This is a genomic window from Streptomyces sp. NBC_00009, from assembly GCF_045040855.1.
Classification (GTDB): Bacteria; Actinomycetota; Actinomycetes; order Streptomycetales; family Streptomycetaceae; genus Streptomyces; species Streptomyces aureus.
Genome location: NZ_CP108312.1, coordinates 8,334,987 through 8,348,559, shown reverse-complemented (window position 1 = coordinate 8,348,559; position 13,573 = coordinate 8,334,987). Strand labels below are relative to the sequence as shown.

Sequence of the window (13,573 nt, the reverse complement as noted above, 5' to 3'; positions counted from 1 at the left end):
ATCTCGTCCCTGCCCGTTGCCGTCCGGCGAGCGCCTTGGCGGAGTTGCGCGGCGTTCTGGCACGACCGAGCAGGTCGTCGCGGACTTCGAGCGGCTCGGTACCTGTCACCGCAAGGGTGAGTCGGCGGTGGGCGTCAGCACGGACTCGGCGACGCCAACGATCTGGCTGATGTCGAAGCCGTCCATGTCCGCGCGGAATTCGGGGCTGGACAGGTACGCCTGCAACCGCTGCTGAACGTCGTCGGCGTCCTGGTAGGAAACGAGGGCGTACAGCTGGGGCGCCTCACTGCCGGTGGTCGCCGGCACCGTCCAGACGCCGTGTGTGGTGATCCTGTGCTTGGCCATACCGGGAATGTGCTTGGACCAGATGTTCTCGTAGGCGACGAGCGCCTCAGGGCTGCGCAGTGTGTAGACGCGAAGCTGGTACTGGGACATGAACACTCTTTCCTTTTCTTCTGCCGCCGGGGCAAAGATCCCCAGCGGCACGGCGGTCGGGAGGCTCGTCTCAGCCTTTTGCAAAGAGGTTCGCCAGTTCGAGGTCCCAGTCGATGTGTCCGGACTCGGTACCCCGTGGCATCACCGCCTCCGTGTTCTCCAAGAAGGCCTTGACGTCCTGCACGGGAACCTCGAGCAAATCGGTGCCCGCGGGTGACCCGAGAACGATGTACATCGCTTGGTCACCACGGCCGACGGCCGACCAGACCCGGACGTCCCCACAGCCGGCGGAACCCTTCAGGCCATCGGCCAGAACATCACGCCCCAGGACCCATTCGACCGGCTCGTCGGTGTCGCCGAAAAGGGCGGCACGGACGACGTAGGGATCAGTGGTCTCGTACCGCAGGCTCAAACCCATGGACAGCGTGTAGGTGCGCGAGATGACAAGCTGCACGGCCACCCCCTGCACGACGGGCTTCAAAGGCTCCATCGACTTTCGCTCCTGCCTGGGCAGCGGTCAGCGACCGCTGATCTCATCCCGGCCATCGTGGTCCCAGCCACGAATCTCGTCCCAGGAGTAGCCCTGCGCGAAGAGCAGGTAGCCGACACCGTGGTCCCAGCGGTAATCGCCGGCGTCGACACTGACGGCCGGGCGCTGGACATCCGCGGACGCAGAAGTCGCGGCCGAAGCGGTGCCCCCGGCACCGAGAACGGCGACACCCGCGACCGCCACGGAGAAAGCGGTGACAGCAATGCGCCTCGTGAGCTTGTTCATGGTCTTCCCTTCCCGACTGGTGCGATCTGCACCATCGGCTGCATGCAGGCGAAGTGCGGCGCCTGGCGTGGTCAATGCTTTTCCATACGACGTATGGAAGTGCTCTACAAGGATTACCATACAACGTATGGAACCGTCCAGGCGGCGGAAATGGCCCGCACGGCTGAAGCAGCGGCATGAACGGCTCGATGTCCTCGCCCGGACCGCGTCGGCCGCCTGGCGAAGTCCACCTGGCCTTCGGGAGGATGCAGACCTGAACCGACCATCTCGGGCTCTGCACCGCGGAGATCAGCCACACCGGTGATCTACTTGCCAGCTATTCCCGAACGTTCATCCACCATTCCCTCGTCGGCGCGACCTCGGACTCGACCACGTCCTGGGCTGAGCCCTCGCCCCGGGGGGGGACGAGCTGCCCGGGATTTCCGTCTCCGCAGCCGTGGCATGCGGGTGCCCGGGTCTGGCCCCATGCTGGAAGGAGGGGTGAGACAACCGAGGGAGTGGTGGGGATGCAGACCGTGGTGGACCTCACGCGCTGCCAGGGCTACGCACAGTGCGTCTTTCTCGCGCCGGACGTATTCGAGCTGCACGGCGAGGAGGGGCTGCTGTACGCCACGGCCGTCCCCGACGACCAGGTCGAGCGCGTGCGCCAGGCCGCGGCGGCGTGCCCGGTGCAGGCGATCCTCCTCGGGGAAGAGGTGAGCAGCGGTGCCCGATGACCTCAAGGACGGCCGCATCGTCATCGTCGGAGCCTCGCTGGCCGGGCTCAGGGCCGCGGAAGCGCTGCGCGAGGAGGGTTTCACCGGCTCACTGACCGTGGTCGGGGACGAGCCCCACCCGCCCTATGACCGGCCACCCCTGTCCAAGCAAGTGCTGCTCGGGCAGGCGACGGCAGACACCACCGGGCTGCCGATGCGCCGGGACCCGGACGCCGAGTGGAGGCTGGGCGTACGCGCCACCGGCGTGGACCCACTCGCGAAACAGGTGCTGCTGGAGGACGGCGAGTCGCTGCCGTACGACCGGCTGCTGATCACCACCGGGACCCGCGCGCGGCCCTGGCCCAACCAGGACGAGGGCGCCCTGGACGGAGTATTCACCCTGCGCACCCGCGAGGACGGCGCAGGGCTGGCCGAGCGGCTGGCCGCCGGGCCGGAGCGCGTGCTGGTGATCGGCGGCGGCTTCACCGGCTCGGAGATCGCCTCCGCCTGCCGGGAACGGGGGCTGGAGGTCACGGTCGCCGAACGCGGCCCCGCGCCCCTGGTGGGCGCGCTCGGCGGCACCCTCGGGAAACTCGCGGCCGCCATGCAACGCAACCACGGCGTCGACCTGCGCACCGGGGTGACGGTCACCGCCCTGCACGGGAACGGCAGCTTCACCGGCGCCGACCTGTCCGACGGCAGCCGCGTCGACGCCGACGTGTGCGTCGTGGCGCTGGGCGCGATCCGCAACGTCGAGTGGCTGGCGGACTCCGGGCTCGCGGCGGGCCCGCGCGGGATCGCCTGCGACGCCGGCTGCCGCGCCTTCAACATGTACGGGATCGTCACCGACGACGTCTTCGCGGCCGGCGATGTGTCCCGGTTCCCGCACCCGCTGTTCGGCTACCAGATGCTCTCCCTGGAGCACTGGGGCAACGCGGTCGAGCAAGCCGAGGTGGCGGCCCACAACATGGTCAATCCGGGGCCCTTGCGGCGCCCGCACCTGGCCATCCCGACGTTCTGGTCGACCCAGTTCGGACTCAACATCAAATCGGTGGGCGTGCCCACCTACTCCGACCACGTGGTCATCGCCCAGGGCTCTCTGGAGGCGCGCCGCCTGGCAATGGTCTACGGCTACCAAGGGCGGGTCACCGCCGCCGTCACCGTCGACATGGCCAAGTCGCTCGACTACTACCGGCACCTGATCGAGACGGCCGCGCCGTTCCCGCCCCCACCCGGCGCGGCGGACCGCGCGATCGCGGCCGACGTACCGATCCCCTCCGACGTGCCGGATCCTTCCGCACTCTCCCACGGCCCCACCGTGGCGCTCACCGGATACCTGCCCGACCGCCGGCTGACTGTGGTGCACCCCGGCTGACCCACGTCCCGCCCCACCACGAGGAGCCACCATGGCCTCCGACACCCTGCTGGCCCGGATCACCGACTACGCCAACCGCCCCGACCCCTACCCGCTGTACGCCGAACTCCGCGAGGCGGGGCCCGCTGTGCGACAGGCGGACGGCAGCTACCTGATCGGCACCTACCACGAGATCGTCGCGCTGCTGCACGACCCCCGGATGAGTGCCGATCCGCGCTCGCGCACCGCTCCCGCTCCGTACGAGGTGACACGACAACCGTCGTTCCTGCGGCTCGACGACCCCGAGCACCACCGGCTGCGCAACTCGGCCATGCGGCCGTTCGGCCCGCCGCACAGTCCAGGCCGGGTCGACTCCATGCGGGGCGAGATCGTCCAGCTGACCAAGGAACTGGCGGAAGTGTTCCAGGAGGGCAGGCAGATCGACGTCGTCGACGACTTCGCCTACCCACTGCCCGTGACCGTGATCTGCCGCCTGCTCGGCATCCCGGACAAGGACGAGCAGCTCTTCCAGGACTGGACCGACACCCTCGTCGCGTCCGCCGACATCGGGCCCGAAGGTGACACCGCCGAACGGGACCAGGCAGCCGGCCAGGCGCAGCAGGAGATGGGCCAGTACCTGGTCCAACTCGCCGAACAGCGCCGCGGTCGGCCCACCGGCGACATGCTCTCCGACCTCGTCAACGAACCGGACCCGGCCGTACGGCTCAGCGAGGAGGACCTGGCGGCGAACACCATCCTGCTGTTCATCGCCGGACACGAGACCACGGTCAATCTGATCGCCAACGGCGTCCTCACCCTGTTGCGCCGGCCCGACCAACTGGACCGTCTGCGCGAAGACCCCGGCCTGCTGCCGCGAGCGGTGGAGGAACTGCTGCGCTACGAGCCCCCGGTCCACATGCGCGAGCGGGTTCCCCTCGTGGACATCGACGTCGCCGGCACCACGATCCCCAGCGGCACGTCCGTCATCCTGGCGCTGGCCTCGGGCAGCCGCGACCCCATGCGGTTCAGCGAACCCGACCGGTTCGACCCCACCCGCCCGGACAACCAGCACGTCGGCTTCGGCAGCGGTATCCACCTGTGCTTCGGCGCGCCACTCGCCCGTATCGAAGCCGAGGCCGCGCTCGGCGCGCTGATCCCCCACCTCGGCACGGCACACCTTGTCCAGGACCCGCCCCCCTACCGGCAGAACGCCATGCTGCGCGGCCCCCGCCACCTGCCCATCCAACTCTGAGACTGAGGGGCGGCGACAGCAGGCGAGAGAGGCCAGCCACCCCGGTCCATTACGCAGGCCGCGGGAGCCGGTGCGCAGTCGGCGCCAATCGGCCGGTGCGCGACGGGATCCTCTTCACGCTGCGGCGGGAAGGGGCCGCTGGGCGAGGTCACGGGCCTCATCCGGCGAAAGGCCGAGCATATGCAGGATCATCTCTGCCATGGTGCCCGCGGCCTGGTCGCTGTCGACCTCGGGCTGGTTGCACCACAGCTCCAGGAGCGCCAGCAGGCTGCCGTTCAGCACGGTCAGGGCGATCACCGGGTCGACCACGGTGAACCGGCCTGCGGCCATGCCCTCCTCCACGTCGCGCTTCACCCGCCGAGCCAGTCCGTCGCCGGCGCATATCCGCCCGAGCTCGCTGTGGCACAGGATCTAGATGATCTCCGGGTATGACTCGGCCCTGCACGCGCTGAGCCGCACGCCAACGCCCTCAGCCAGGCGCTCGGCGGGATCGTCCACGCCGTGCAGGCGTTCGTCGACGGCTTGGGCCTACTCCTCCAGTGCATCGTCCACGGCCGCGTCGAATAGGCCCGACTTGCCCGTGAAGTGGTTGTAGACGGAGCGGAGGCCCCCGTCCGCACGCTCCGCGACGGCCTGGACGCTGGCCTTGCTGCCGCCAGACTCGGCCAGGATCTGCCGCGCGGCGCGGACGAGGGCCTGGCGGGTCTGGGCACGACGGCGTTCGAATCGGTTCCTGCGTGGCGGGCATCGGCACGCCCATCAATAAGAGCAACAATTCTGATGAATCCATCATTTTTTACTTGACGATGAAGCGATCGTATCTGACAATTCAATCAGAAGTGGACAAAGACGACAAATGTTACATGCCGACGCTGCCTCACACCTCCGCACCGATGGAAAGAGCCGGATGACGAACACCGACCACACGCCACTCGCCGAGCCGGTGAGACCCCGAGAGATACCCGATGCGGCAATAGCCATGCTCGATGCGGAGGGGACGGTGGTCGGGTGGACGCATGCCGCCCGGCAGCTGGTCGGGTACACGGCCCGGGAGGTGGTAGGCCGGTTCGCCGCACACGTGCTGCCGCCTCCCGAGGAGGCCCTGAGGGCTGCGTCGCACGCCGAGCAGTGTCGTGCCCAGGGTGGCTGGTCCGGCACCGTGGCGGTCCGCCACCGCGTCGGTCACACGCTCAAAATGACTCTGCGGCTCTCGTTGCTTTGGGGACAGGACGCCAGCACCCGGTGGCTGGTATCCGTGACCGACATCGGCACCCTGTCCTCGGGGGCGACCAACGGACCGGTGCGGGATTCGCTCCTTGCCCGCGCACCAATCGGCATCCTCGTTCATGACCTGCAACTGCGCTGCACCTTGGTGGACGACGTCATGGAGCACCACGTTGGCGTTCCTCGAGACCGATGGTTCGGACGCCACCTGAAAGATCTGTTTCCCGGCTTCGAGGCCGAAGCGCTCGAGGCAGTGATGCAGCAGGTCCTGGAGAGCGGCACCACCAAGGTCCACGAGTACCGGGCGTGGCCGCCGGCGAGCCGGGGCCGGGCGCACGTGTTCTCGGCCTCGTTCTTCTGCCTCCAGGACGCCGACGGCGAGACGATGGGGGTGTGCTCCATGAGCGTGGACGTCACCGGCAATCGGCGGGCGCGTGAGCGCCTTGCCATCCTCAGCGAAGCCAGCATGCGCATCGGCAGCACGCTCGACGTCATGCAGTCCGGGCAGGAACTGGCCAACCTCGCCGTGCCCCTGCTGGCCGACCACGCCTTCGTCGACCTGGTGGAGTCGGTTCCGTTCGGGGTGGAGCCCTCGGGGCGGATCGGCACGACGAGCGGCCGCCGCCCCCCTCTGCTGCGTCGTGCCGGTCTGGCCACCATCGACCCAGATGTCGCGGAGTTGCCGTGGGTGCGCGAAGAGGTGATCCACGTCCACCCGGCCTCGTCATTCGCCACCGCCCTGCGCACGGGCAGGTCCTACCTGGAACCGGTGCTGGACACCCATGCCGGCCCATGGGTCGACCACGACCCGGCGCGGGCCCAGAAGGTCCGTGACAACGGGGTTCACTCTTTGATGGTCGTACCCATCCGTGCGCGGCGCTACGTGCTGGGACTGGCGCTGTTCTTCCGCTCCGAGGAGCAGACGCCGTTCCAGGAGGATGATCTGCTCCTCGCCGAGGAGCTCGTCACCCGCGCCGCGCTCTGCCTGGACAACGCGCTCCGGTACGCTCACGAACGCACCACGGCCCTCACGCTCCAACGCGACCTGCTCCCCCACCATGTGCGAGGCGGCGGCGCCGTCGAGGTGGCCTCGCGCTACGTGCCGGCCGACATGGACCACGGCGTGGGGGGTGACTGGTTCGACGTCATCAAACTGTCCGGCGCCCGGGTGGCCCTCGTCGTCGGCGATGTGGTCGGACACGGCATCAACGCTGCGGCGACCATGGGCAGGCTGCGCACCGCCGTCCGCACGCTCGCGGACATGGAATTGCCTCCCCACGAACTGCTGACGCACCTCGATGACACGGTCCGGCGCCTGAACGAGGAAGACGCCGACGCTCCAGACCAGGACCCCGCGGTGGTGGGCGCCACCTGTGTGTATGCCGTCTACGACCCGGTCACCCGGCGGTGCACGATGGCGCGGGCCGGACATCCCCCGCCCGCGATCATCGACCCGCAGGGTCATGTCATTTTCCCCGACATGCCCGCCGGGGCCCCGCTCGGCCTCGGCCTCGGCCTGGTCCCCTTCGAGTCCGTGGAACTGGAACTGCCCGAGGGAACTCTGCTCGCGCTCTACACCGACGGTCTGGTCGAGTCCCGCGACGACGACATCGACGTGGGCATGGATCGTCTGGGCGTCGCCCTGGCCAGGACCGGTCCGTCCCTGGAAGACCTGTGCTCTCAGGTGATCGAGGCCTTGCCGTCCCAGGCCCCGGCCGACGATGTCACCTTGCTCCTTGCGCGGACTCACGGACTCGAACCGGCCCAGGTCGCTTCCTGGGAACTGCCGAATGAGCCGGCCGCCGTCCGCATCGCCCGGCAGGCAGCTGTTCATCAGCTCAGCGAATGGGGGCTTGAGTATCTGGTAAGCACCGTGGAACTGATCGTCAGTGAACTGGTCACCAACGCCATCCGCTACGGCGGCGGGCCGATCTTCCTACAGCTCATCCAGCACCAAGTCCTGACTTGCGAAGTCTCCGACAGCAACACCAGCCACCCACGCCCCCGTCATCCCCACAGCATCGACGAGAACGGCCGCGGTCTTTTCCTCGTCGCGCACCTGTCCCGCAGGTGGGGCTCCCGCTCCGCCACGGACGGCAAGGTCGTCTGGGCCGAACAAGACCTGCGCCCCAAAGCCGTTGCGGTGTGACGCGCTGCCGACCAGGCGGCCGACGGCCCCCACAGCGGGCCGATCTCTCGAGCCCCAGGCTCTCGGAAAGAAAGCCAGAGATGAATACAGACAGTGTCAAGAACGCATACTCGGCAGGCGCCTCCCAAGGATCGACGGGCGTCTCCGGTTCGGGTCCCAGCGGCAGGTTGTACGCCTGCGACGGTCCGGCAGCCGCCGTCCTCGACAATCGAGGCGCGGTGCTGCGGTGGACCAAGACAGCAGAGGACCTGACGGGGTTCCGCGCCGAGGAGGTCTGTGGCCGCCCCGCGCAGGAACTGGTGGCCAACCTCCCGGACGACCTGCGCGATACCACGGAGATGCCGGCGTCCGGCCGGGTACGGCTGTGGCACCAGTGCGGCGACACCGTCGATGTCACCTTCCGGACCACAAAAGTGGGCTCGGCGGAGGTCCTCGTCCTGGCGGCTCCTACACACCACGTCGCCGACCACGAGCAGGGCGCAGCGCTCCTGCGTGCACTGTCCGCACAGAACCGGATCACGATCGCTGTGCACGACACGGATCTCACCATTGTGCAAACGAACGCCACGCCGGGCCCTCTCGACGGCCGTCCAGTACAGCCCGGCGTTCGGCTGAGTGACGTGCTGTGCGCCAAGGACGCCGAGAACCTCGAGGCAGTACTGCGCCAGGTACTCAAGACAGGTGCCCCAGTGATCCGCAAGAACCAGCAAGTGAGCTGGCGGCACGATCCGGCGCGGCAGCACGCGCTGTCGCTGTCCGCCTTCCGTCTGGAGGACGCGCGAGGACGCCCAACGGGGGTCGCAGCCCTGTACATGGACAACGCCGACCAGATGCGTGCCCGCCGTCATTTGGATCTCGCCCGCGAGGTGGCCGAGCGAGTAGGAGGATCCCTGGATGTCGTGCGCACTGCGCAGGATCTTGCGGACGTTCTCGCACCTGCGTTCGCGGATCTCGCCGCAGTCGACCTTGCGCACCCCGTTTTCAACGGGGAAGAACCCTCGAAGCAGCTGGGCGGTGGAGACATGGGCAACGCGGCCCTTGCGCCGACCACCGCAGTGTGGCCGGCCGACATCAAGCGCGGCGACCCCGTCCCGCCCCTTCCCGACCACCCCCTCCTGCGCAGCTTCCGACACGGCGACACAGTCGTCTTCGGCCGCGACGACTACATCGCCATGGTCAGCGACCCGCAGCTGGTCGAGTATCTCGTCCCGAAGGACGCCCATTCGGTGATGGTGGCACCGTTGCATGCCCGCGGGCTCACGCTCGGCGCCATATCGGCCTGGCGATGCGGCCGATCCGACCCCTTCACCGAGGACGAGGCGGATCTCATGAGGCAGATCGCCTCACGGGGTGCGCTCGCCATCGACAACGCCCGCCGTTACACGCGCGAGCACAGGGCGGCCGTAGTGCTGCAGCAGCGCCTCCTTCCCCCGGCCACGACCGACAGTCCTGCAGCCGAGACCGCCAGCGCCTACCTGCCCGCAGGCGGCGGAGCCGAAATCAGCGGCGACTGGTACGACGCCATCGCTCTGCCCTCTCTCCGGCTGGCACTTGTCGCCGGAGACGTCGTCGGCCACGGCATGCCCGCAAGCGCCACCATGGGCCGCCTGCGCGCCGCCATCCAGACGCTCGCGGACCTGGAACTCGAACCGGACGAGCTGCTCACCCGGCTCGCGGACCTGGTCCAGCGCCTCGCGGCCGAAGCCCCAGTCGGCGACCACGACATCATCGGCGGCACATGCCTGTACGCGGTCTACGACCCGGTCACCCAACGATGTGCCATAGCCAGTGCCGGGCACCCGCCACCCGTCCTGGTCCGGCCCGACGGGACCGCCGAAGCAGTCGGGATCTCCCCGGGGCCACCACTCGCCCTCAGCGGCATGCCGTACGAGACCACCGTGATCGACATCGCGCCGGGCAGCGTCCTCGCCCTCTACACCGACGGCCTGGTCGAACGGGACGATCGCGACACCGGCCAAGGCCTGCGGCGTCTGACGGAAGCCCTCGCTGCGTCCTGCCGTCCGGATCGTTCCCTGGACGAAACCGGCCGGGCTCTCCTCGCCGACCTGACAGCCCAAGCGCCGCGCGACGACGCGACTCTGCTCCTGGCCCGCACCCGCGCCATCCCAGCGGCGGACACCGCTCACTGGGAGATCCCGGCCGATCCGGCCGCCGTCTCCAAGGCTCGAGAGTGGATAACCCGCCAACTCGCCATGTGGGGCCTGGACGACCTCATCTTCACCACCGAAGTCATCGTCAGCGAACTGGTGACCAACGCCATCCGCTATGGTCGTCCGCCGATGGACCTCCGTCTGATTCGCCACAACGTCCTGGTGTGCGAGGTCACCGACTCCAGCGCCACCCAACCCCGCCTGCGGCGTGCCCGCATAACCGACGAGGGAGGACGCGGCCTGTTCCTCGTCGCTCAACTCGGCGGACGATGGGGCTGCCGCCATGGCCAGAACGGCAAGACGATCTGGTCCGAGCAAGCCATCCAGGATTCCCCTGAAGCTACGGCTCACCGAGGTGGGTCGCGGCAGAGTCACCCACAGCTCTGATGTGTCTCGACCCGGTGTGCCATGACAGCAGCTACCCGAGGCCGGAGTCTGCGAGCAGCGGCAGACTCCCACCTCGTGGCCGCGCCGCGGCTCGGCTCGAGGAGGCGCAGCGGCCGGGATCAGGTGCCATCACCGAAGCCGGGCTTGGCATTGATCACGGAAGAGACGTCCATGACCACGTCACTCGCACGTTTTTCCGGCACCCCGGCAGCGATCAGGGTGGCGATGACGAGAGGGACGACGTCATCATCCAGTACCCCGTCATTAACGCTCTCCAGCAAGGCGACCGTCAGCGCTTCCAGTCCGGCGCTGAGCGCCACGGGCGGCAGGTGGGAATGGAAAACTCCCTCCCGCTGTCCCCTTTCCAAAATGTCCGTCGCCGCGTCTCGGATCGGAGCCAGGATCCCCGTTACGCGTTCGGCTCCCAAGTGCCTGCGAGCCAGCGCCAAGAGCATCCGGTACCTGTCTCCCACGGGCCACATCGCAAGGAACAGCCCCGCCAGGGCCCGCTCAGCCGGCTCATCCAGCCCCACCGCGTCCCCCGCCGCCTCCCGCAGCGCTGCGGACGCCTCGTCAGCGAGCGCGACCAGCAGGGCTTCCCGCCCGGGAAAATGCCCAAAGAGCGTGCGCCGCACGACACCGGCGGCTCGCGCGAGCTCCTCCATCGTGATGTTCGGGTTCCGGCCGAGCTCCTGGCGGGCCGTGTCCAGGATGCGCGCCCGGTTGGACCGTGCATTGCGGCGCTGAGGCGCGCGGGCCACGGGCTTGCTCACGACAACCTCGGTAGATCTATATCGCAGGATGGTGGTGCAGAGGCCAATCGGTACCTCCTATTTTGGCAGAAGCGGGAATCGCCTGCTCTATCGGCCCGTCGCTGTGCGCCATTCTCGCCAGCAGCCGCCGCACGTGAAGTTCGCACGGACATGCTGGCCATCCGTGCCGGACCCGGCTATGACCGCCCGCCCCTGGTGGGCCAGATGAGCGGAACAGCGGCCGGTTGCGTCCCGGGAAGTGGTGTTCGGCGGCCTTGATGTCGCGGCTCTTGGACTTGTCGGCGGGCAGGATCTCGACGCATGTGTCGGCGCGGTCGGCGGCGATGAACCGGATGCGTCCCGCGGGGATGTCCAGGACGGCGGTGACGGGGGAGGGGGTGTCGTCGTGCGCTCTTCACTCGGCGTCCGGTGAACCCTCAGTCGAGCGAATCCGTTCGATCCGCGTTCGAGATCGTGGCAGCATGTACGGCATGACGACGAACCGAAAGGACCATGCCACGTAGACGGCCAGGGCACCTCCGGGCCGGCATCTCGCGCCACCGGACACCAGACACAAAACCCGTCATCGATGGCTTGTCCTCTCGTGCACAGTCCGAGATCTCCCGTCTCGAACGCACCCGCAATTATCTGCAATCAGGAGACGCCAGCGCGGCCGTGCGCTTGTGGAAGGACTACGTCCACCGTCCCGAGCGCCAGTTATGGCACGACTACGAGTGGGGCAACCTCCACTGGTACTGCTGTGGCAACCCGCTCGAAGCCCGCGCGCTCCTCGATACCGTGACGCAGGCTATTTCGCCTCGAAGCGCCCGAGAACTCCGACAGATAGTCAGCCGGTCCGAGGCCGTTTGGAACCGCCCATAACCGCCGTAAGACACGGACGGAGATTAAAGGGCAAGCTCATGCCCTGTGGCGCATGAGGTCTTCCCGGGCTGGTTGCTCCCCATGGCTCCGAAGTCAGCGCACACGTCCCACATGACCTCCTCGCAGCGGATGAGGATCTCGTCGGTGAACGGTCCACGCCGGTACTTTGGGGTGAAGACCATATGGGCGTGGAGGGTGTAGACAACCGTTCTACCCCTTCTGTTCTTAGATCGGGGTTTGGCTCCCATCGCGGTGACATAGATCTACGCTGAGCGGGTGAAGCTGGTGGTACGGGTGAAGCTGCTGCCGACGCCTGGGCAGGCGGCGGCACTTGAGGCGACCCTGCATACTTGCAACGAGGCCGCCACGTGGGCCGCGTCCGTCGCGTTCGAGAAAGAGGCGCGACGTCCGCTGGAGCTCCGCAAGCACACCTATGCCGAGATCCGGGTCAGGTGGGGACTGGGCGCGCAGGCCGCCCAGCACGCGATCAAGAAGACCTGCGATGCCTACACCACGCTGAAGGCGAACCTGCGTAACGGCCGGTACGGGCGGCCCGGTTCCAGGCGGCACACTCGCGCCTCGGGCAAGCCGGTGGTCTTCCGGCCCCAGGCGGCGCAGCCTTACGACGACCGGATGCTGTCCTGACAGCACCAGGCACGTACGGTATCGATCTGGAGCACGGCTGGCCGGCTCAAGGGCGTGGCCTTCACCGGGCACGCCGAACAGCTGGCTGTGCTGGCCGGACACCGCCAGGGCGAGTCCGACCTGCTGTTCCGGGACGGCAAGTGGTTCCTCATCGCGACCTGCGAGACCCCCGAGAAGACCCTGAACACCCACCCGGCCGGGTTCCTGGGCGTCGACCTGGGGATCGTGAACATCGCCGCTACCTCCGACGGCGAGCGCCACAGCGGCAGGCGGATCAACCGCAAGCGCGAGAGCGACCGGAAGCTGCGGTCCAAGCTGCAGAAGAAGCAGACCAAGTCCGCCAAGCGGCGGGCGAAGAGGCATGCGGGCAAGGAAGCCCGGCGGAACAAGGACATCAACCACAAGATCAGCAAACGAATCGTGGCGGAGGCTGAACGCACCGGTCGCGGGATCGCCCTGGAAGACCTGAAGGGCTTTCACGAGCGGGCACGGCTGAGGAAGCCCCAACGCGCCACGCTTCACTCCTGGCCCTTCGCCCAGCTCGGCGCCTTCATCGTCTACAAGGCGAGGAAGCCTGGAGTCCCAGTGGTGTATGTCGATCCGGCGTACACCAGCCAGGAATGCTCCCAGTGCCATCACATCGAACGCGGAAACCGGCCCGCCCAGGCCCGGTTCGCGTGCAGGTCCTGCGGCTTCGTTGAGCACGCGGACCACAACTCGTCCCACAACATCGCCCACCGCGGGTGGATGGCGTGGGTCTGCGGGACCCAGTCAACGGCCCCTGAACTCACCCTCATCGCGTGAGTCGTGGACGCAGCCGTACCCATCACAACCAGTGATGACTCGAGCAGC

General features: G+C 68.1%; 11 protein-coding genes and 2 pseudogenes. 6 read left to right on the top strand and 7 right to left on the bottom strand.

The features are described from left to right. Window positions 1–105: 105 nt before the first annotated feature. The 3 genes from OHA58_RS38040 to OHA58_RS38030 form a co-directional block, all read right to left on the bottom strand. Window positions 106–435: an NIPSNAP family protein gene (locus tag OHA58_RS38040; protein ID WP_405484428.1), complete on the bottom strand. Its 330-nt coding sequence runs from the start codon at window positions 433–435 to the stop codon at window positions 106–108. Between the two features lie 70 nt (window positions 436–505). Next, a complete protein-coding gene (locus tag OHA58_RS38035; protein WP_405484426.1) occupies window positions 506–925 on the bottom strand; it encodes an SsgA family sporulation/cell division regulator in 420 nt (139 codons plus the stop codon). A gap of 27 nt (window positions 926–952) precedes the next feature. Then, the gene (locus OHA58_RS38030) at window positions 953–1,210 is read right to left on the bottom strand and encodes a hypothetical protein (RefSeq protein ID WP_405484424.1); all 258 of its coding nucleotides are present in this window, start codon (window positions 1,208–1,210) and stop codon (window positions 953–955) included. Between the two features lie 506 nt (window positions 1,211–1,716). On the opposite strand from OHA58_RS38030, the gene OHA58_RS38025 reads away from it, so the two are divergent. From OHA58_RS38025 to OHA58_RS38015, 3 genes are read left to right on the top strand one after another with little or no spacing between them, the layout of a single operon-like run. Continuing rightward, window positions 1,717–1,926 carry a ferredoxin gene (locus OHA58_RS38025; RefSeq protein WP_100595393.1) on the top strand — a complete coding sequence of 70 codons (210 nt, stop codon included), beginning with the start codon at window positions 1,717–1,719 and terminating at the stop codon, window positions 1,924–1,926. Next, window positions 1,916–3,280, top strand: coding sequence for an NAD(P)/FAD-dependent oxidoreductase (locus tag OHA58_RS38020; RefSeq protein WP_405484421.1), 1,365 nt, complete (start codon window positions 1,916–1,918; stop codon window positions 3,278–3,280). Before OHA58_RS38025 ends, OHA58_RS38020 begins: the two co-directional genes overlap by 11 nt. A gap of 31 nt (window positions 3,281–3,311) precedes the next feature. Continuing rightward, on the top strand, window positions 3,312–4,511 hold the full coding sequence (locus tag OHA58_RS38015; protein ID WP_405484419.1) for a cytochrome P450: 1,200 nt from the start codon (window positions 3,312–3,314) through the stop codon (window positions 4,509–4,511). Between the two features lie 114 nt (window positions 4,512–4,625). On the opposite strand, the gene OHA58_RS38010 is transcribed toward OHA58_RS38015, so the two are convergent. Beyond that, the gene (locus tag OHA58_RS38010) at window positions 4,626–4,865 is read right to left on the bottom strand and encodes a hypothetical protein (RefSeq protein WP_405484417.1); all 240 of its coding nucleotides are present in this window, start codon (window positions 4,863–4,865) and stop codon (window positions 4,626–4,628) included. A 174-nt stretch (window positions 4,866–5,039) separates the two neighbouring features. Next, on the bottom strand, window positions 5,040–5,180 hold the full coding sequence (locus tag OHA58_RS38005) for a TetR/AcrR family transcriptional regulator (protein WP_405485387.1): 141 nt from the start codon (window positions 5,178–5,180) through the stop codon (window positions 5,040–5,042). A 238-nt stretch (window positions 5,181–5,418) separates the two neighbouring features. Here OHA58_RS38005 and OHA58_RS38000 point away from each other — a divergent pair, with 238 nt between their 5' ends. After that, complete coding sequence (locus OHA58_RS38000) at window positions 5,419–7,884, top strand: SpoIIE family protein phosphatase (protein WP_405484415.1); 2,466 nt, start codon at window positions 5,419–5,421, stop codon at window positions 7,882–7,884. Between the two features lie 80 nt (window positions 7,885–7,964). Beyond that, window positions 7,965–10,442 (top strand): SpoIIE family protein phosphatase, encoded by a 2,478-nt coding sequence (locus tag OHA58_RS37995; protein ID WP_405484413.1) that lies wholly within the window; start codon window positions 7,965–7,967, stop codon window positions 10,440–10,442. A 119-nt stretch (window positions 10,443–10,561) separates the two neighbouring features. Here OHA58_RS37995 and OHA58_RS37990 read toward each other — a convergent pair whose 3' ends face one another. Further along, window positions 10,562–11,215, bottom strand: coding sequence for a TetR/AcrR family transcriptional regulator (locus tag OHA58_RS37990; protein WP_405484411.1), 654 nt, complete (start codon window positions 11,213–11,215; stop codon window positions 10,562–10,564). A gap of 944 nt (window positions 11,216–12,159) precedes the next feature. Beyond that, window positions 12,160–12,324: pseudogene (locus OHA58_RS37985) on the bottom strand (transposase); the annotation flags it as partial. A 28-nt stretch (window positions 12,325–12,352) separates the two neighbouring features. Between OHA58_RS37985 and OHA58_RS37980 the strand changes: the two are divergent. Beyond that, window positions 12,353–13,525 (top strand): annotated as a pseudogene (locus tag OHA58_RS37980) (RNA-guided endonuclease InsQ/TnpB family protein). Window positions 13,526–13,573 lie beyond the last annotated feature (48 nt).